At 74.6% G+C, this 18,417-nt stretch carries 15 protein-coding genes and 1 pseudogene; 12 read left to right on the forward strand and 4 right to left on the reverse strand.

Annotated elements, in window-relative coordinates:
• Window positions 1-184 precede the first annotated feature (184 nt).
• The 10 genes and pseudogenes from ACZ58X_RS22960 (at window position 185) to ACZ58X_RS23005 (ending at window position 10,631) form a co-directional block, all read left to right on the forward strand.
• On the forward strand, window positions 185-1,420 hold the full coding sequence (locus tag ACZ58X_RS22960; RefSeq protein ID WP_470335467.1) for a class I SAM-dependent methyltransferase: 1,236 nt from the start codon (window positions 185-187) through the stop codon (window positions 1,418-1,420).
• Window positions 1,417-2,214, forward strand: a complete 798-nt coding sequence (locus ACZ58X_RS22965; protein ID WP_470335468.1) for a glycosyltransferase family protein — start codon at window positions 1,417-1,419, stop codon at window positions 2,212-2,214. Before ACZ58X_RS22960 ends, ACZ58X_RS22965 begins: the two co-directional genes overlap by 4 nt.
• Window positions 2,211-2,852, forward strand: a pseudogene (locus tag ACZ58X_RS22970) (PIG-L deacetylase family protein); the annotation flags it as partial. The gene ACZ58X_RS22965 and the pseudogene ACZ58X_RS22970, both read left to right, overlap by 4 nt.
• 69 nt (window positions 2,853-2,921) lie before the next feature.
• Window positions 2,922-3,947, forward strand: coding sequence for an NAD-dependent epimerase/dehydratase family protein (locus ACZ58X_RS22975; RefSeq protein WP_470335469.1), 1,026 nt, complete (start codon window positions 2,922-2,924; stop codon window positions 3,945-3,947).
• The gene (locus ACZ58X_RS22980) at window positions 3,935-5,218 is read left to right on the forward strand and encodes a DUF4910 domain-containing protein (RefSeq protein WP_470335470.1); all 1,284 of its coding nucleotides are present in this window, start codon (window positions 3,935-3,937) and stop codon (window positions 5,216-5,218) included. The genes ACZ58X_RS22975 and ACZ58X_RS22980 overlap by 13 nt, the downstream gene beginning before the upstream one ends.
• A 5-nt stretch (window positions 5,219-5,223) precedes the next feature.
• Window positions 5,224-6,540, forward strand: coding sequence for a hypothetical protein (locus tag ACZ58X_RS22985; protein WP_470335471.1), 1,317 nt, complete (start codon window positions 5,224-5,226; stop codon window positions 6,538-6,540).
• Window positions 6,537-7,487 carry a glycosyltransferase family 2 protein gene (locus tag ACZ58X_RS22990; RefSeq protein WP_470335472.1) on the forward strand — a complete coding sequence of 317 codons (951 nt, stop codon included), beginning with the start codon at window positions 6,537-6,539 and terminating at the stop codon, window positions 7,485-7,487. Before ACZ58X_RS22985 ends, ACZ58X_RS22990 begins: the two co-directional genes overlap by 4 nt.
• Window positions 7,484-8,755 carry a polysaccharide pyruvyl transferase family protein gene (locus ACZ58X_RS22995; protein WP_470335473.1) on the forward strand — a complete coding sequence of 424 codons (1,272 nt, stop codon included), beginning with the start codon at window positions 7,484-7,486 and terminating at the stop codon, window positions 8,753-8,755. The genes ACZ58X_RS22990 and ACZ58X_RS22995 overlap by 4 nt, the downstream gene beginning before the upstream one ends.
• Window positions 8,752-9,300: a dTDP-4-dehydrorhamnose 3,5-epimerase family protein gene (locus tag ACZ58X_RS23000; RefSeq protein WP_470335474.1), complete on the forward strand. Its 549-nt coding sequence runs from the start codon at window positions 8,752-8,754 to the stop codon at window positions 9,298-9,300. Before ACZ58X_RS22995 ends, ACZ58X_RS23000 begins: the two co-directional genes overlap by 4 nt.
• Window positions 9,301-9,305: 5 nt before the next feature.
• Window positions 9,306-10,631: a glutamate-1-semialdehyde 2,1-aminomutase gene (locus tag ACZ58X_RS23005; RefSeq protein ID WP_470335475.1), complete on the forward strand. Its 1,326-nt coding sequence runs from the start codon at window positions 9,306-9,308 to the stop codon at window positions 10,629-10,631.
• 2 nt (window positions 10,632-10,633) lie between these two features.
• Here the strand turns inward: ACZ58X_RS23005 and ACZ58X_RS23010 are convergent, their stop codons facing one another.
• The 3 genes from ACZ58X_RS23010 to ACZ58X_RS23020 form a co-directional block, all read right to left on the reverse strand.
• Window positions 10,634-11,257 carry a phosphatase PAP2 family protein gene (locus ACZ58X_RS23010; protein ID WP_470335476.1) on the reverse strand — a complete coding sequence of 208 codons (624 nt, stop codon included), beginning with the start codon at window positions 11,255-11,257 and terminating at the stop codon, window positions 10,634-10,636.
• A gap of 283 nt (window positions 11,258-11,540) precedes the next feature.
• On the reverse strand, window positions 11,541-12,728 hold the full coding sequence (locus ACZ58X_RS23015; RefSeq protein WP_470335477.1) for a CaiB/BaiF CoA transferase family protein: 1,188 nt from the start codon (window positions 12,726-12,728) through the stop codon (window positions 11,541-11,543).
• Between the two features lie 55 nt (window positions 12,729-12,783).
• Complete coding sequence (locus ACZ58X_RS23020; protein ID WP_470335478.1) at window positions 12,784-15,603, reverse strand: helix-turn-helix transcriptional regulator; 2,820 nt, start codon at window positions 15,601-15,603, stop codon at window positions 12,784-12,786.
• Between the two features lie 205 nt (window positions 15,604-15,808).
• Between ACZ58X_RS23020 and ACZ58X_RS23025 the strand changes: the two genes are divergently transcribed.
• Entirely contained in the window at window positions 15,809-16,369 is a 561-nt protein-coding gene (locus tag ACZ58X_RS23025; RefSeq protein WP_470335479.1) for a TetR/AcrR family transcriptional regulator, read from the forward strand.
• Between the two features lie 214 nt (window positions 16,370-16,583).
• Window positions 16,584-16,943 carry a hypothetical protein gene (locus tag ACZ58X_RS23030; protein ID WP_470335480.1) on the forward strand — a complete coding sequence of 120 codons (360 nt, stop codon included), beginning with the start codon at window positions 16,584-16,586 and terminating at the stop codon, window positions 16,941-16,943.
• A gap of 77 nt (window positions 16,944-17,020) precedes the next feature.
• On the opposite strand, the gene ACZ58X_RS23035 is transcribed toward ACZ58X_RS23030, so the two are convergent.
• Window positions 17,021-18,064, reverse strand: a complete 1,044-nt coding sequence (locus tag ACZ58X_RS23035) for a trypsin-like serine peptidase (protein WP_470335481.1) — start codon at window positions 18,062-18,064, stop codon at window positions 17,021-17,023.
• Between the last annotated feature and the right edge of the window lie 353 nt (window positions 18,065-18,417).

Raw genomic sequence — 18,417 nt, forward strand, 5'->3', positions numbered from 1 at the left:
CCGGTGCCCCCCGGTCCAGGCACGAAAGGGGGTCCGACCTGCCTGTCGGTTTGACTCCCTGGGGGGGGTTGCCCTGGCCCGCGCTCTGTCCCCGGTCCGGCGGCGCGGTCGGCGCGCCGCCGGTGGGGAACGGACACGCTGGCCCGCCGCGGGGCACCCGCGCGGGCAGGGATGGGAGCAGTCAATGACACGATGCCGACTGTGCGGCTCGACGGCGATGGGGAGCGTCGTCGACCTGGGGGCGACCCCGCCGTGCGAGAGCTTCCTCGCCGCCGACCGGTTGGACCGGCCGGAGCCGGCGTACCCGCTGCACCTGCGGGTCTGCACGGACTGCTGGCTGGCGCAGATCCCGCCGCTGATCACGCCCGAGGAGACCTTCACCCAGTACGCGTACTTCTCCTCCTACTCGACCTCCTGGGTGGAGCACGCCCGGACCTTCGTCGACGGCGCCGTCCAACGGCTGGGCCTGGGCGCCGACGCCTTCGTGGTCGAGGTGGCCAGCAACGACGGCTACCTGCTGCGGCACGTGGTGGACGAGGGGATCCGCTGCCTGGGCATCGAACCGTCGGTGAACGTCGGCGCCGCCGCCCGTGAGGCCGGGGTGCCCACCCTCACCGCGTTCCTGGACCCGGAGACCGGCGCCGCCGTCCGCGCCGAACACGGCCCGGCGGACCTGGTGGTGGCCAACAACGTGTACGCCCACATCCCCGACGTGGTGGGCTTCACCCGGGGGCTGCGCGCCCTGGTCGCCGACGACGGCTGGGTTTCGATCGAGGTGCAGCACCTGCTGACCCTGATCGAGGAGAACCAGTACGACACCATCTACCACGAGCACTTCCAGTACTACACGGTCGCCTCCGCGATCCGGGCGCTGGCCAGCGGCGGGCTCACCCTGGTCGACGTCGAGCTGCTGCCCACCCACGGCGGCTCGATCCGGCTGTGGGCCCGGCCGGACGCGGCGGCCGGCGAGCCGGGCCCGCGGGTGGCGGACGTGCTGGCCCGGGAGAAGGCCGCCGGACTCCAGGAGCTCTCCGGCTACACCGAGTTCTCCGCCCGGGTCGCCAAGGTCCGCCGGGACCTGCTGACGTTCCTGATCGGGGTGGCCGAGCGCGGGGAGACCGTGGTCGGCTACGGCGCCCCCGGCAAGGGCAACACCCTGCTCAACCACTGCGGCATCCGGCCCGATCTGCTCCCGTACACCGTCGACCGGAACCCGTACAAGCACGGCCGGTTCACCCCGGGCACCCGCATCCCGATCCTGGCGCCCGAGCAGATCGCCGCCGACCGGCCGGACTACGTGCTGGTCCTGCCGTGGAACCTGCGGGCCGAACTGGTCGAGCAGTTGTCCTTCGTGCACGCGTGGGGCGGCCGGCTGGTCTTCCCCATCCCGGAACTGAGCATCGTCGAGGGGGAGCGGTGAAGGTCGTCCTGTTCTGCGGCGGTTACGGGCTGCGGATGCGCAGCGGAGCCTCCGACGACGTGCCCAAGCCGATGGCGATGGTCGGCCCCCGGCCGCTGATCTGGCACGTGATGCGCTACTACGCCTACTACGGGCACACCGAGTTCATCCTCTGCCTCGGCTACGGCGCCCACCACATCAAGGAGTTCTTCCTCAACTACCAGGAGACGACGTCCAACGACTTCGTGCTGCGGGGCGGGCGGACGGAACTGCTGTCGGCCGACATCGCCTCCTGGACGATCACCTTCGCGCAGACCGGCATCGAGTCGCCGATCGGCGAGCGGCTGCGCCGGGTGCGCCACCACCTGGACGGCGACGAGATGTTCCTCGCCAACTACGCCGACGTGCTCACCGACGCGCCGCTGCCGGAGATGATCGACCGCTTCGCCGAGCGGGACGCCGGCGCGTCGATGATGGTGGTGCCGCCGCAGTCCTCCTTCCACTGCGTGGACCTGGGCGAGGACGGTCTGGTCGGGGGCATCACCGCGGTCAGCGACATGCCGCTGTGGGAGAACGGCGGGTACTTCGTGCTCCGGCAGGAGATCTTCGACCACATCCCGGAGAACGGCGACCTGGTCGCCGACGGCTGCACCGAACTCGCCAAGCGCGGCCGCCTGGTGGCCCACCAGCACCGGGGCTTCTGGAAGCCCACCGACACCGTGAAGGAGCGGGCCGCGCTGGACGCCGCCTACGCCCACGGCGACCGCCCCTGGGCCGTCTGGGAGCGGGACGGGGCCGCGGTGAGGAGCTCGTGATCCGGCTCGGCCCCGGGCCGCTGGAGCGGATCGCCGCGGTCGGCGCGCACTGCGACGACATCGCCATCGGCGCCGGCGGCACGCTGCTGACGATGTGCGAGGCGCGTCCCGGGCTGCGGGTGGACGCGCTGGTGCTCTCCGGCGGCGGCAGCGCACGGGAGCAGGAGGAGCAGGCCGCGCTGGCCGCCTTCTGCCCCGGCGCCGACCTGCGGCTGACCGTGCTCGAACTGCCGGACGGCCGGCTGCCCGCGCACTGGGAGGAGGCCAAGGCCGCCGTCGAGGAACTGCGCGGACGCACCGACCCGCAGCTGGTCCTCGCCCCGCGCGCCGCGGACGCCCACCAGGACCACCGCGGCCTGGCCCGGCTGGTCCCCACCGCGTTCCGCGACCACCTGGTGCTCGGCTACGAGATCGTCAAGTGGGACGCCGACCTCGGCCGCCCGACGGCCTACCAGCCGCTGAGCCCGGAGACCGCGGAACGGAAGGTGCGGCTGCTGCAGGAGCACTACCCCTCGCAGCGGCACCGCCCCTGGTACGACCGGGAGGCCTTCCTCGGGCTGGCCCGGATCCGCGGCATCGAATGCCACGCCCGCTACGCCGAGGCCTTCGACGCCGGCAAGGTCACGCTCGACCTCGGCGCACTCGACCCCGGCGCGCCCCACCCCGGCGCGCCCCACCTCGACACGCTCGACCTGGAGGGATGAACCTTGCGCGTACTGCTGACCGGACACCAGGGCTACCTGGGCACCGTGATGGCCCCCGTCCTCGCCGCCGCCGGCCACGACGTCGTCGGCCTGGACGCCGGACTGTTCGCGGAGTGCGTCCTCGGCCCGAAGCCCGCGGACCCGCCGGGGCAGCGGGTGGACCTGCGCGACGTGACCGCCGAGCACGTGGCCGGGGTGGACGCCGTGATCCACCTGGCCGCGCTCTCCAACGACCCGCTCGGCTCGCTCGCCCCGGACCTCACCTACGACATCAACCACCACGCCTCCGTACGGCTGGCGCGGCTGGCCCGCGAGGCCGGGGTGCGGCGCTTCCTGTACGCCTCGACCTGCTCCGTCTACGGCGCCGCCGGCGGCGACGAGCTGGTGACCGAGGACGCCCCGCTGCGCCCGGTGACCCCGTACGCGGAGTCCAAGGTGCGGGTGGAGGACGACCTGCACGCCCTGGCCGACGGCGATTTCAGCCCGGTGTCCATGCGCAACGCCACCGCCTTCGGCTACTCGCCCCGGCTGCGCGCCGACATCGTGCTGAACAACCTGGTCGGCCACGCGCTGCTCTCCGGCGAGGTGCTGGTGCTCTCCGACGGCACCCCCTGGCGCCCGCTGGTGCACGCCGCCGACATCGCCCGGGCCTTCGCGGCCGCGCTGGAGGCGCCGCGCGAGGCGGTGCACGACCGGGCCTTCAACATCGGCAGCGAGGTCAACAACGTCACGGTCGCCGAGATCGCCGAGCAGGTCGCCGAGGCGGTGGCCGGCGCCCAGGTGGTGATCACCGGGGAGAACGGCGCCGACCCGCGCTCCTACCGGGTGGACTTCTCCCGGTTCCGGGCCGCGCTGCCCGGCTTCGACTGCGCGTGGACGGTCAAGCAGGGCGCCGTCGAACTCGCCGAGGCCTACCGGAAGTTCGGGCTGACCAGGGCGGACTTCGAGCGGCGCTTCACCCGGCTGGCGGTGCTCCGCGAGGCCACCGGCGCCGGCGCCGTCGACGACACCCTGCGGTGGCGCCGGTGACCGGGGTCGGCGAGCGGATGCACGCCCTGGTGGAGCGGCTGTACCCGCTCTGCCGGAGCATCACCGGCGACGGGGTGCGCGCCACCCTGGACATCCTCGGCGAGTACCTCCCGCTGACGGTGCACGAGGTGCCGACCGGGACGCGGGTGCTCGACTGGACAGTGCCCCAGGAGTGGAACATCCGGGACGCCTACATCGCCGACGCCGCTGGCCACCGGGTCGTCGACCTCGCCGCGTCCAGCCTGCACGTGCTCGGCTACAGCGTGCCGGTCGCGGCCACCATGCCGCTGAGCGAGCTGCGCCCGCACCTGCACACCCTGCCGGAGCACCCCACCTGGGTGCCCTACCGCACCAGCTACTACACCCCGGACTGGGGCTTCTGCCTGGCCCAGCAGACCCTGGACGCGCTGCCCGAGGGCGACTACGAGGTGCGGATCGACTCCACCCTCGCGGACGGCCACCTCACCTACGCCGAGCACGTCGTCCCCGGGCGGGTCGCCGACGAGGTGATCGTCTCCTGCCACGTCTGCCACCCCGGGCTGGCCAACGACAACCTGGCCGGCATCGCGGTGGCGACCTTCCTGGCCCGCGAACTGGCCGAGCGGACGCCCCACTACACCTACCGGTTCGTCTTCGCCCCCGGCACCATCGGGGCGATCACCTGGCTGGCCCGCAACGCGGAGCGGGTGGACCGGGTCAAGCACGGACTGGTGCTGGCCTGCGCCGGGGACCCGGGGCACCTGACGTACAAACAGAGCCGGCGCGGCGACGCGGAGATCGACCGGGTGCTGCGGCACGTCCTGCGTGCCTCCGAACGCCCGCACCGGGTCACCGAGTTCACCCCGTACGGCTACGACGAGCGGCAGTACTGCTCGCCCGGGTTCGACCTCGGCGTGGGCTCGCTCAGCCGGACCCCGTACGCCGGGTACCCCGAGTACCACACCTCGGCGGACGACCTGGACTTCGTGAAACCGGAGGCGATGGCCGACACCCTCGCGGTCTGCCGGGAGGCCTTCGCCGTGCTCGACCGCAACCGGCGCTACCTCAACCTCAGCCCGTACGGCGAACCGCAGTTGGGCCGGCGCGGGCTGTACGACTCGCTCGGCGGGCGCAGCGACGCCAAGCAGGCCCAGCTGGCCATGCTGTGGGTGCTCAGCCTCTCCGACGGCGAGCACAGCCTGCTGGACGTGGCCGAGCGCTCCGGGCTGCCGTTCGACACCGTCGCCGTCGCGGCCGACGCCCTCCGGGGCGCCGACCTGATCAAGGCGTGACGCCGATGGCCACCGAGGGGGTGAGGACGACGACCCCGGCCGGCCCGGCCGGGGAGCGGGCGCAGGCCCGGCCCGCGCGGCGGGGCGTGCTCGGGCGGGTGTCCTGGGGGCTGGCCGACCAGGCGGTCACCAGCATGATCAACTTCGCGGTGGGCAGCTACGTCGCCCGGGAGCTGGGGGTGCACGCGTTCGGCGTGTTCAGCCTGGCCTGGCTGACCTACGGCGTGGTGCTCAACGTCTCGCGCGGGCTGGCCACCGACCCGCTGATGGTGCGGTTCAGCGGCGTACCGGAGCCGGTCTGGCGCGCCGCGGCGGCCCGGTCGTCCGGCACCGCGCTCGCCGTCGGCGCCACCCTCGGCGCCGTCTGCCTGCTGGTCGGGCTCGGCCTCGGCGGTGACGTGGGGCCCGCGTTCGCGAGCCTCGGCGTCGCCCTGCCGGCGCTGCTGCTCCAGGACTCCCGGCGGTTCGCCTTCTTCGCCGCCGGCACCGGGCAGAAGGCCTTCGCCAACGACCTGGTGCAGGGCGTCGCGCTGATCCCGGCCATGGTGGTGGCGGCCCGGGTGGGCACCGTGGCCGCCTTCCTGCTGGCCTGGGGCGCCGCCGCGGCGGCCGCCGCCGGGTACGGCTTCCTCCAGTCCGGCGTCCGGCCCCGGGTCACCGAGGCCCGCGGCTGGCTGCGCGAGCAGCGCGACCTCGGCTCCCGCTACCTGGTCGAGAACGTCAGCCTCAGCGGCGCCGGCCAACTGCGGGCGTACGGGCTCGGCGCGATCGTCGGGGTCGGCGCGGTCGGCGCCGTCCGGGGCGCCGAACTCCTCCAGGGCCCCTTCCTCGCCCTGCTGATGGGGCTCTCCCTGGTCACCGTGGCGGAGGCGGCCCGGGTCCTGCGGCAGACACCGCAGCGGCTCGGCCGGTTCTGCCTGCTGCTCGGCGGCGGACAGGCCGGCGCCGCCCTGCTCTGGGGCTCGGCCCTGCTGCTGATGCCCGACCGCGCCGGGCAGTTCGTCCTCGGCGACGTCTGGCACTCCGCCTCCCAGCTCATCCTGCCGGCCACCCTCGGCGTCGCGGGCGCCGGCCTCGGCAGCGGCGCGGCCGCCGGGCTGCGCGCCCTCGCCGCCGCCCGGCGCAGCCTGCGCTGCCAACTCTTCGCCTCCGCCTGCTACCTGGGCGGCGGGCTCGGCGGCGCCGCCGCGGCCGGCACCGTCGGCTCCGCCTGGGGCGTCGCCACCGCCACCGCCTGCGGCGCCGCCGTCTGGTGGCTCCACCTGCGCGCCGCCCTGCGCGAGCACCACCGCACCCCCATCCCCGAAGTGAGGACGCCTTGACCGCCGTTCCCCGACTGAGCATCGGCCTGCCCGTCCACAATGGCCAGGAGTACCTCGCCGAGTCGCTCGACGCCCTGCTCGGCCAGACCTACCAGGACTTCGAACTGGTCGTCTCCGACAACGCCTCGACCGACGCCACCGAGTCCATCTGCCGGAAGTACGCCGCGCAGGACTCCCGGATCCGCTACCTCCGGCTGCCCCGGAACATCGGCGCCGCGCCCAACCACAACTACGTGTTCACCCAGTGCCGCGGCGAACTCTTCAAATGGGCCTCGCACGACGACCTGTACGCCCGGGACCTCCTGCTGCGCTGCGTCGAGGCGCTGGACCAACGGCCCGAGGTCGTCCTCGCCCACTCCGGCCAGGCGGTCGTCGACGAGCACGGGCGGGTGAAGGTCCCCTACGAGTACGGCCTCGCCACCGACTCGCCGCGCGCCCCGGAGCGCTTCCGCAGCCTGCTGTTCGAGCCCGGCGGCGACGACTTCTACGGGGTGATGCGGGCCGACGTGCTGCGCCGGGTCAAGCCGCACGACAGCTACCACCACGCGGACCGCACCTTCGTCGCCGAGATCACCCTGCACGGCCCCTTCCACCAGGTGCCGGAGCTGCTCTACTTCCGCCGCGACCACCCCACCCGGGCCGAGCGGGCCAACCCCTCCAAGCGCTCCCGCTGCGTCAACCTGGACCCGCGCCGGGCCGGGCCGCTGCACCCCACGCCCCGGCTGCTCGCCGAGTACGTCTGGGGCTTCGCCGCGGCCGTCCGCCGGGCGCCGCTGTCCACCGCCGACCGGCGGGCCTGCTACGGCCACCTGGCCGCCTGGATGACCAGCCGGGTCCGGCCGGGCGCCGGGGAGCGGGTCGAGGACCGCGCCCCCGTGCCGGCGTCGGCCGGCTCCGCCGTCTCCGTCGACGACCTGGTGGCCGGACGCGGGGGGAGGCGGGCATGACGCCCCGAACCCCGCCGCGCGTCGGGGTGTTCGGCCTGCTCGGCTCCGGCAACCTCGGCAACGACGGCTCGCTGGAGGCCGTGCTCGGCTACCTCCGCGCCCAGCACCCGGACGCCGCGGTGGACGCGCTCTGCGGCGGACCGGAGACGGTCACCGCCCGCTACCGCATCCCCGCGACCCGGCTGCACTGGTACCGCGGCGAGTACCGCACCGCCGCCCGGGCCGGCGCCGTCCTCGGCAAGGGCCTGGGCAAACTCGTCGACGCCGCCCGCACCGCCGCCTGGGTGCGCCGGCACGACGTGGTGATCGTCCCGGGCATGGGGGTCCTGGAGGCCACCCTGCCGCTGCGGCCCTGGGGCTTCCCGTACGCGCTGTTCCTGCTCTGCGCCTCCGGCCGGCTGCTGCGCACCCCGGTGGCGCTGGTCGGCGTCGGCGCCGCCCGGATCGGCAACCCGGCGACCCGGGCGCTGGTGCGCTGGTCCGCCCGGCTGGCCGCCCACCGCTCGTACCGGGACGAGCTGTCCCGCGACGCCATGCGGGCGATGGGGGTGGACACCGCGCGGGACGAGGTCCACCCGGACATCGCCTTCGCCCTCCCGGCGCCGCCCGCCCCCGGATCCCGGGACGGGCGGGTCTGCGTCGGCGTGATGGACTTCCACGGCGGCGACGACGACCGCGCCCGGGCCGAGCTGATCCACCGGCGCTACCTCGACGGCACCACCCGCTTCGTCCGCGCACTGGTCGAGGACGGCCGGCCGGTCCGGCTGCTCACCGGCGACACGGCCGACGCCCGGGTGGTCGCCGCCATCGTCGAGGCCGTCGACTCCCCGCTGGTCAGCGCCTCCCCGGCCGCCTCGCTGGCCGAGCTGATGGCCGAGACGGCCGCCGCCGACGCCGTGGTGGCCACCCGGTACCACAACCTGGTCTGCGCGCTGCGGACCGGCACCCCGACGCTCGCCCTGAGCTACGCGGCCAAGAGCGACGCGCTGATGGCCCGGATGGGGCTGGGCGCCTACTGCCACCCGGCCCGCGAGGTCGACGCCGACCGGCTGACCGAGCAGTTCCGGGAGCTGGAGAAGCACGCGACGCAGCTGCGACAGACCCTCGCCGAGCGGAACCTGACGGCCGCCCGGAGCCTCGACCGCCAGTTCACCGCCCTGGCCGCGGCCGTCCTCCCGGCCGTCGGCCACGCCACCGCCGGCCACGCCACCGCCGACCACGCCACCGCCGACCACGCCACCGCCGACCACCTTACGGAGACCTCATGAAGGTGACCGAAGTCCCGGCGATCGCCGGCGCCTACCTGTTCCAACCGACGCCGTACGCCGACGAACGCGGCTTCTTCTGCCGCACCTTCGACGCCGAGGTGCTCCGCTCGGTGGGCATCGACCCCGAGGCCTTCGTCCAGCACAGCGTCTCCCGCTCGGTCCGGGGCGTGCTGCGCGGCCTGCACCTGCGCTCCGGCGCCGGCGAGGCCAAGATCGTGCGCTGCTCGCACGGCGAGGTCTTCGACGTTGTCGTGGACCTGCGGCCCGACTCGCCGACCTACCGCAACACGGCCTTCTTCGAGCTCTCCGGCGAGACCCAGGCCAGCGTGTACGTCCCGGCCGGCTGCGCCCACGGCTTCCAGGCGCTGACCGACGCCGACGTCTCCTACCGGATCGACCGCCCGCACGACCCGGCCGAGGACGTCACCATCGCCTTCGACGACCCGGAACTGGCCATCCCCTGGCCGCTGCCCGCCACGTCGATGTCCGAGCGGGACCGGGAGGCGCCCGGCCTCGCCGAGGCCCTGCGACCCGAGGAGAAGTGAGCGCCATGGCCGTCGACGACTTCCAGCTGCCCAAGTCCCGGGCGGCGAACGAGCGGCTGCACGCCCTGATCCCCGGCGGCGCCCACACCTACGCCAAGGGCGACGACCAGTACCCCGAGAACCTCGCCCCGGTCATCAGCCACGGCCACGGTGCCCACGTGTGGGACGTCGACGGCAACCGCTACGTCGAGTACGGCTCCGGCCTGCGCTCCGTCAGCCTCGGTCACGCCCACCCGCGCGTGACCGAGGCCGCCCGGCGGGAGCTGGACCGGGGCAGTAACTTCGCCCGCCCGTCCATCCTCGAACTCGAGGCCGCGGAACGCTTCCTGGACACCGTGCCCACCGCCGAGATGGTGAAGTTCGCCAAGAACGGCTCCGACGTCACCACCGCCGCCGTGCGCCTCGCCCGCGCCGCCACCGGGCGCACCCTGGTGGCCGTCTGCGCCGACCACCCGTTCTTCTCCGTCGACGACTGGTTCATCGGCACCACCCCGATGTCCGCCGGCATCCCGGCCGCCGTCACCGACCTCACCGTGGCCTTCCCCTACGGGGACCTGGCCACCACCGAGGAACTGCTCACCCGTCACCGGGGCGAGATCGCCTGCCTGATCCTCGAACCCGCCGGCCACGCCGAGCCCGCCCCCGGCTACCTCGCGGGCCTGCGCGAACTCGCCGACCGGCACGGCTGCGTGCTGATCTTCGACGAGATGATCACCGGCCTGCGCTGGTCGGCGGCGGGCGCCCAGGGCCTGTACGGCGTCGCCCCCGACCTCTCCACCTTCGGCAAGGCGCTCGGCAACGGCTTCGCCGTCTCCGCGCTCGCCGGGCGCCGCGACCTGATGGAGCTCGGCGGGCTGCGCCACGACGGCGACCGGGTGTTCCTGCTCTCCACCACGCACGGCGCGGAGACCCACGCGCTGGCCGCCGCGATGGCCGTGCAGACCACCTACGTGGAGGAGGGCATCACCGCCCGACTGCACGCCCTCGGCGAGCAACTGGCCGCCGGGGTCCGCGAGGCTTCGGCCGGGATGGGCACCGGCGAGCACGTCGTCGTCCGGGGCCGGGCCAGCAACCTGGTCTTCGCCACCCTCGACGCCAACGGCCGGCCCTCCCAGGAGTACCGCACCCTCTTCCTGCGCCAACTCCTCGCGGGCGGCGTGCTGGCCCCCTCCTTCGTGGTGAGCAGCGCGCTCGACGACGCCGACATCGCCCACACCGTCGAGGCCGTCGCTGCGGCCTGCGCGGTCTACCGCAAGGCCCTGGACGCCGGGGACCCCACCCACTGGCTGGGCGGACGGCCGGTGAAGCCGGTGTTCCGGCGGCGGGTCTGAGGCTACGCCACCCCACCGGGCGCCGACCGGCCCGCCAGCCGGTCGGCCGCCCGGTCCACCAGCCATCCGGTGGCCGGTACCAGCGCCAGGGCGGTGCACCCGCCGGCCACGGTGTCGGTCGCGTAGTGCGCGCCCAGGGCGACCTGCGCCCAGGCCATGGCCGCCCCGACGGCTGCCGCCACGGCGAGCACCGGCAGCGGGCGGGCCCTCCCGCCGGCCGCGAGCAGCCCCAGTACGAGGGCGACGGCGGTCAGGAAGGCGGTGTGCCCGCTCGGGTAGGACAGGTTGTCGCCGTGGATGGTGCGGCCCACCAGGTGCTTGAGCAGGGTCGCCGCCAGCACCGGCAGGGCGACGCCGACGACCGCGAACACCGCCGCGCGCGGCCGCCGGAGCAGCAGACAGCCGGCCACCACCGCGCCGATCAGCAGTACGGCCCCCAGCGGCTCCCCCAGGGAGTCCAGGCCCCGGGCGGCGTACCGCCACGGCGGCTCCACGCCGTACACCGCGTCCTGGACCCGCCCGTCCACCCGGCCGGGCTGCCCCTCCCCGGCGAGCCGGGCCCCGAGCACCAGCACCACCGCCGCCGCGAGCCCCGAGAGCCACCCGAGCCACCCGCGCAGCACCACCAGCGCCGGCTCCGCGCGCCCGGCCGGCCCCAGGGGGCGGCCCCGGTGCCCACGCTCCCGGGTCGCGCCCGCCCTGCTCCCCGCCCCGCTGTGGCCGGCCGATCCCACGCTCGCCCCCGTCGTGTCCGGACGTCCGCCCGCGCCGGTCGGCTGACGGATCGTCACGTGCCGTGCGCCGGGGCCCCGACCGTGCCCCCGACCGTGCTCCCGACGTCGGATCCACGATACGGGCGCCCGGCGACCGCCGGGCCGGAGAGGCCGAAACCCGTGGAGCGCTGAGGCCCTACCGCCCGAGCACCCCGGCGGCGCGCAGGGCGGCGATCCGGTCGGCGGGGTAGCCGAGGGCGCGCAGGGCGGAGTCGGTGTGGGCGCCCAGGGCCGGGACGGGCCCTATCGGGAGTTCGCCCTCCGCGAAGTCGAACGGGGGCAGCAGGGAGCGGACCTCACCGGCCGGGGTGGCCACCGGGCGCCAGCGGTCGCGGGCGGCGAGCTGGGGGTGGTGCAGCAGGTCGCCGACCTCGTTCAGCCGGGCCGAGGCGATCGCGAGGGCGTCCAGGCGCTTGACCGCCTCCTCGGCCGTCATGGTCGCCGTCCGGCCGCCCACCAGGGCGTCGACCAGCCGGCGGCGCCGCACCCGGGCGACGTTGGTGGCCCACTCGGGGTGGTCGGCGAGGTCGGGGCGGTCCAGGAAGCCGGTGGCGAGCCGGGCCCACTCGCGGTCGTTCTGGATGCCGATCATGACCTCGTGGCCGTCGGCCGTCGGATAGGCGTCGTAGGGGGCGATGGCCGGGTGGGAGAGTCCGGCGCGGCCCGGTGCCCGCCCGGTGCCCTGGGTGTGGTGGAGCTGGTGGCCCAGCCACTCGGCGGTCGCCTCGAACATCGACACCTCGACCGCGGTGCCGCGCCCGCTGCCGGCCCGGCCGAGCAGGGCGGCGAGCGTCGCCGTCAGGGCGTACATCCCGGCGGCGATGTCCGAGGTGGGCACGCCGGTCTTGGCGGGCCGGTCCGGCGGGCCGGTCACCGAGGCGAGCCCGGACTCGCACTGGATCAGCATGTCGTAGGCGCGCTTGTCCCGGTACGGGCCGCCGGTGCCGTAGCCGGACAGGTCGACGGTGACCAACCGGGGGTGCCGGGCGCGCAGTTCGGCGGAGCCGAAGCCGAGCCGGGCGGCCGCCCCGGGGGCCAGGTTTTGCAGGAAGACGTCGGCACCGGCCACCAGGTCGGCCAGCACGGCGCGGCCCTCGGGCGCCTTGAGGTCGAGGACGACCGACTCCTTGCCGCGGTTCAGCCAGACGAAGTGGCTGGCCAGGCCGTTGACGCTGCGGTCGTACCCGCGCGCGAAGTCGCCGCCGTCCGGGCGCTCGATCTTCACCACCCGGGCCCCCAGGTCGCACAGGTGCCTGGTGGCCAACGGCGCGGCCACCGCCTGTTCCAGCGCGATCACCGTGGTACCGGTCAGCGGCAGCGACATCCGGACTCCCTCCCTGGTGGACCCCCGAGCCCTACCCGCCCCCGGCGGCGTTCAGTCAGCAGCGCTCCGGCAGCCCCGGGTTCGACGCGGCGGACGCCTCGTCCAGCCCGGTGAGGGCGTCACGCAGCGCCGCCCTGGTGGTGATGCCCAGCTTGGGGAAGATCCGGTACAGGTGGGCGCTGACGGTCCGCGGGGACAGTCGGGTCTGCTCGCCGATCTCCTTGTTGGTCAGGCCGCCCGCGGCCAGGTCGGCGATCCGGCGCTCCTGCCAGGTCAGCAGGCTCGCGGTGCGCGTCGTCGGCCGGGTCGGGACGCCGCCGACCCGCAGTTCGGCCCGGGCCCGGGCGGCCCAGGCGACCGCGCCCAGCCGCTCGAAGGAGTCGGCGGCCGGGGCGAGGAACTCCCGGGCCACGGTGGCGCCCCGGGCGCGGCGGACCCGGATGCCGTGCGCCAGGCGGATCCTTGCCAGCTCGAACGGGAAGTCTGCCGCGGCCGGGTGGGAGACGGCGTGCGCGAAGGCCTCGGCGGCCTCCTCCTCGTCCTCGGCGGTCATGGCCAGGGCCCCGTGGGTCACCAGGGACAGCCGGGGGGAGACAGCGGGCAGGCCGGCCTCCCGGGCGGCGAGCGCGTGCGCGCGGGCCTGCGCGGTGCGCCCGGTGTGGACGGCGGCCTCGACGAGGTCGAGCAGGGTGCGGGAGGCCTGGTGGGCGTAGGGCTGGAAGGCGCCCGGCGCGGTGATGCCGATGGCCTGGAGGTAGGCGCCCTCGTAGTCGCCGTCGCTCAGTGCCGCCGTGGTGCCGGCCGCGTCGGCGAGCTGGGTGAGGAAGCCGACGCCGCGCGGGCGGGCCCAGGCGTCGACCACCGCCTGGAGCTCGCGCGCGGTTGCGGTCTGCCCGCGCATCGCGGCGAGTTGGGCCAGGTAGGCCCGGGTCTGCTGGGCGAACAGCTCGTGCGCGTGCTCGTCGGAGTGCAGCAGGGCCTGCCGTCCGGTCCGTTCGGCGGCCTCCCACTCCCCGACGGCCATCTGGTCCAGCATGATCAGATGCAGCATCACCATGCCGGTGGAGACCGCGCCGGTCTCCAGCTCGCGGGAGACGACGCGCTGCAGGTGCGGGCGGAGCGGGCTGAGGACGTCGAGGTGGTAGGCGGAGACGGCCAGCCGGGCGACGTCCCAGGGCTCCTGGCCCGGCAGGTCGGCGGCGGCCCGCTCCACCGGTCCGGTCCAGCCGGCGCCGTGCCGGACGACGTCGCTCCAGGTGGCGCTGTAGATCCGGGCCCGTTCCCCGACCCTTTCGCCGAGCGCGGCGAGCAGGGCGTGGGTGCGTTCCCACAGGGTCCGGTCGGCTGCGAACTGGCTGGTGGCGAGCAGCAGGGCGAGCAGCCGGTCCAGCACCTCACGGTCGTACCCGGCGATGGGGTCGGAGGCGTGGCCGGGCAGCTCGCCGACCAGCCGCTCGACGGCGGCTGCGATCTGCCGGTGGGTGGAGCGCACGTCGCCGTCCTGGTAGAGCGCCTGGTAGCCGGAGGCCAGGGCGGCGGCGGGGGAGCGGTCGGAGCCGGGCCCGGGGTCGGCCCGCAGGATCCGGCGGGCGTGGCCGAGTCGGGCCGCGTGCCCGGCGATGAACGCCGCGTCGCCGAGCCGCCGGGACCGCTCCGCCGGGTGTTCGCTCAGCTCGGCGGCGCGGGTCAGCCAGGTCACCGCCGTGAGCGCGCCGCCACGCCGGGTCGCGGACTCGGCGCCGGCCTCCAGGACCCGGGCCACCTCCTCGTCCGGGTCCAGGGTGGCCTCGGCCAGGTGGGCGGCCTGCCGTTCGAGGTTCCCCCGGTGGAGCTGCGCCAGCGTCCGGTGAGCCTCGCGGCGCTGGTCGGGGCTCGCCAGCTGGACGACACTGGAGCGCACCAGCGGGTGCCGGAAGGCGAACTCGCCGGTGGCGGGCTCGATCACCAGCAGGCCGCGGGCGACGGCCTCGTCGGCGTCGCGCATCCGGTACCGGCCGGCCGGCATCGTCCCGTCGCCGATCCCGGCCGCGACGCCGTCGAGGGCGCCCTTGAGCAACTCGGCCCGCACGGTCGGGGCCAGGGCGGCGATCCGAGTGCCGTAGAGGTGCTGGAGGCGTCGGGACGGCGAGGCGCCGCGCAGGGCCTGCGGATCGTCGGCGGGCCGTTCCGGGTGGTGGCCGGCCGTGTGGGCGGGCAGTTCCAGCAGGGCGAGCGGGTTGCCCTGGGCCTGGCCCAGCACGAGGCGGCGCAACTGTCGGTCGAGCGAAGGGTAGTGGCCGTCCAGGAGGAGGGCGGCGTCCTCGTCGGTGAGGGTGCCGACCGCCAGCTCGGGCAGTGCGGCGGTGTCGAAGGGTGAGGCGATGTCGGAGCGGACCGCGAGGAGCAGCTTCAACCGGCTGCCGGTCAGTCGGCGGCCGACGAAACCGCAGACCGCGGCGCTGGAGTCATCCAGCCACTGGCCGTCGTCCAGGACGAGGAACAGCGGCTGCTCGACCGAGGCGGAGGACAGCAGGCCGAGCACCGCGATGCCGAGGGTCATCAGAGAGGGCGGCGCGCCCCCGGCCCCGGCGTGGCCGAAGACGGCGTCGAGGGCCGCCCGGGAGTTGTGGTCCAGTCCGGCGGTGTGCGGCAGCAGCGGGTAGAGCAGCTGGTGCAGTCCGGCGTAGGGCAGTTCCGACTCCGCCTCGACACCGGTGGCCCGGACCACGAGCCGCCCTTCCTGGACGGCCAGTTCGGCGGCGTAGTCGAGCAGGGTGCTCTTGCCGACCCCGGTCTCACCGCGGAGGAGCAGGGTTCGGCCCTCCATGGACCGGGTGAACACGGCGAGTTCCTCGCGTTCGCTGTCCCGGCCGAGCAACGGCACGGCTGATCCCACGGTCCAGTTCCCTCCCCGATCGAACCTCCCGGCGGGCGGAGCCCGTGGCCCGCCGTGGCCGCGCAGCGTTGAACGCCGGCCAATTCTCAACGCCGGCCAACATTCAACGCCGGCCAACATTCAACTACTTGGTTGGTTGATTACACCCGGACAAGGAACCGACTGTCAACCAAACGGTTAGTCGGTACTGGGCTAAGGTCTGCGCATGCAACGCGACGCCGAAGCCACCAAGCAGAGACTCATCGCGGCCGGGCGGGCCGAGTTCGCCGCCCACGGACTCCACGGCGCCCGGGTCGACCGGATCGCCGAAGCCGCCCGGAGCAACAAGGCGCAGATCTACCACTACTTCAACAGCAAGGTGGGACTCTTCGACGCGGTCTGGAACTCCGCGGTCGAGCAGATCATCGGCAACCTGCCCTTCGACGGGGACGGCGACCTCCCCGAGTTCGCGGCCCGGCTCAGCGACATCTACGCCGAACACCCGGAGACCCCGCGGCTGATCACCTGGCAGCACCTGGAGCGCGGCGACGAAGCGCTCAACGGCTACGCCGTCGACGAGGTCCGCCGGCGGATCGGCGTGCTCGCCGACGCCCAGGCCCGGGGTGTGGTGTCGGACCGGTTCGAGGCCCGGTTCCTGTTCGCGCTGATGGTCCACCTCGCCATGCTGTGGCCCGCCATGGCCCCCGAGGTGCGCACGGTGGTGGACCTCGACGACGCGGAGCGGCGGGAGCTGGTCCGGCGGGTGGCCGCCGGACTGCTGGAGTGATCCCTGGGAGGGCGTCGGTCGCGAACCGTTCGCGGTGAGCCGGTGCGGACGTACGGAGTCATTCGACCGATCCCGCGTCCGTACCCGCGCCGGTGAAGTGCAGTCGGATGACCGATGCCGCGCCGTCGCTCCTACGGCACCGTGGAGGCGGGTAGGACCCGGCGGGGTCCGAATCGTTCGGCATCCCGGCACCCCCACGGAAGGCGGTTCACACATGTCCACTTCGAGGATCATGCTCTGCGGCTCGGCCACGGCAGCCGTCGCAATCGCGGCCCTGATCGGCTTCGGCGCCGGTTCGGCGCAGGCCGCCGGCTGGCCGCCGTTGCAGCCGGGCGCGCACCTGTACACCGGTACCGACGGGAGCGGCGCGGTGACCACGGTCGACCTGGGCGACCTCGGCACCTGCCGCACCCTGGCGGCGCCCGTACGCTCGGTGCAGGTCGCCGACGGCTCCGCGTCCGTGGTGCTGTACCCGGGCCGGGGCTGCACGGGCGCCGTCCCGTGGGGCACCGGCTCGCTCGCTCAGTCCAACACGCCCTGGGCGATGCTGAGTTACCGAGTGGTCCCGGCCTGACGGAGGCCGGGGTGCGGTGCCGGACGCCGGTACCGGGGGCGCGGCTCGTGCCCCCGGTACCGGCGTCTCCGGAGCGGTCAGCGCGACTGGGCCCACTCGTAGAGGCGGTGGGCGCTGTCGCCGAACCGGGTGGCGTAGAGCGTGCCCGGCTGCCCGCCCACGAGTTCGTCCGTGGTGGTGGTGATGCCGACGACGGTTCCGGAGCCGGTCCGGGTGTCGAACCGGGCGAGGTGCGGGCCGCCGCTCGCTCCGTGGCCCATGTTGCAGGACTCGCCCCACAGGAGAGGCGCCTTGGGGCTCGGCCGGTTCGGGCCGGCGCAGTGGATCATGCGCGAACCGGCGTACGCGGCGCCGGGGTCGTTGAGCCGGTCCTTCGGGTAGCCGAAGGCGTGGACGAACTCCCCCGCGACGGGATCGGAGAACGCGATCCGCTGGTTCCCCGTGACGTCCGCGAGCCGCCGCCCGTCGGCGGACGGGTTCGCCACCAGGATCCCCGTGTCGAAACCGGCCGCGGCGACGTCCGACGAGCCGGTGCCGTTCCGGTCGGCGTCCCAACGGGAGGACGTGGCCATGGACTTGATGCTGAACCCGCCGAGCGGCTTGGTCCCGTTCCGGTAGCCGGGCACGAAGTAGGTGTTGTGCGTCCAGGTGCCCTCGGCCGCGGGCGCCCCGACGCCCCGCAGGCAGTGCGCCGCGGTGACGAGGGTGCTGTGGTTCGCGCTGGTGACGACGGTCGCGGTGCAGCTGCCGTCGTAGCCGTCGGAGAAGGTGAAGAAGAGCCGGCCGACACTCCTGTTCACCGCGCCGCCGTGGGTCCAGACGGCCCCGGGGTCCGGGGTGTTCGGGGCCAGTGGGCGCTGGTCGTCGGGCGTGTTGTCGTCGGCGGGCACGGGGGTGTCCTCGGGGACCATGGCGCCCGCCAGTTTCATCCGGGCGGCGGTCCAGTAGGCGTCGATCCGGTCGCGCTCCTGCGGGGTGGTGGCGCCGGCGTGCGTGGTGACGGAGTCCGGCTCGGCGGCGAGGGCGGCGGTGGGCAGCAGGGCCGCCGCCGCGGTGGCCGCGCTCAGGAGGAGGGCCGCTGCGGAGGGGAGTCGGCGGGGGAGTGCTCGTGTGGTTGACATCGTCGCCCATCTCGGTCGGGTGCGATCGGGTTCGTCGGGGGCAGGTGCGGCCGCGGTCCGCCCCTGCCCGCCGGGGATGTCGGCACTGTACGAACGGAACGTCAGGTCCATGTCCGGATCGCGTCTCACTCGTCCATCGGTAGCGTCAGGTTCCGGTAACGGCAGTGTGGCCGGGCAGAGGTGCCCGTTGGGCGCCGTGGTCCGGCTCCAGCCGCAGCTCGCGGTCCGAGGTCATGGGTGAGCAGGGCGTGCTGGAGCACGGGGATCACTCCGCGGGGAGAGGCCGGGCCCCGACGGCCCGCAAGAGGGCGGAATTCTGCCTGTGGACGGGCGCCGGAGGAAGGCGGTGCGAC

It is taken from the genome of Kitasatospora sp. NPDC040550, from assembly GCF_055594965.1.

Excerpts from the sequence above, each read along its gene's own strand:
- ACZ58X_RS23035 (WP_470335481.1), bottom strand. The coding sequence starts at position 18,064 with ATGTCAACCACACGAGCACTCCCCCGCCGACTCCCCTCCGCAGCGGCC.
- ACZ58X_RS23000 (WP_470335474.1), top strand. The coding sequence starts at position 8,752 with ATGAAGGTGACCGAAGTCCCGGCGATCGCCGGCGCCTACCTGTTCCAA.
- ACZ58X_RS23005 (WP_470335475.1), top strand. The coding sequence starts at position 9,306 with ATGGCCGTCGACGACTTCCAGCTGCCCAAGTCCCGGGCGGCGAACGAG.
- ACZ58X_RS23015 (WP_470335477.1), bottom strand. The coding sequence starts at position 12,728 with ATGTCGCTGCCGCTGACCGGTACCACGGTGATCGCGCTGGAACAGGCG.
- ACZ58X_RS22995 (WP_470335473.1), top strand. The coding sequence starts at position 7,484 with ATGACGCCCCGAACCCCGCCGCGCGTCGGGGTGTTCGGCCTGCTCGGC.
- ACZ58X_RS23030 (WP_470335480.1), top strand. The coding sequence starts at position 16,584 with ATGTCCACTTCGAGGATCATGCTCTGCGGCTCGGCCACGGCAGCCGTC.
- ACZ58X_RS23025 (WP_470335479.1), top strand. The coding sequence starts at position 15,809 with ATGCAACGCGACGCCGAAGCCACCAAGCAGAGACTCATCGCGGCCGGG.
- ACZ58X_RS22985 (WP_470335471.1), top strand. The coding sequence starts at position 5,224 with ATGGCCACCGAGGGGGTGAGGACGACGACCCCGGCCGGCCCGGCCGGG.
- ACZ58X_RS22960 (WP_470335467.1), top strand. The coding sequence starts at position 185 with ATGACACGATGCCGACTGTGCGGCTCGACGGCGATGGGGAGCGTCGTC.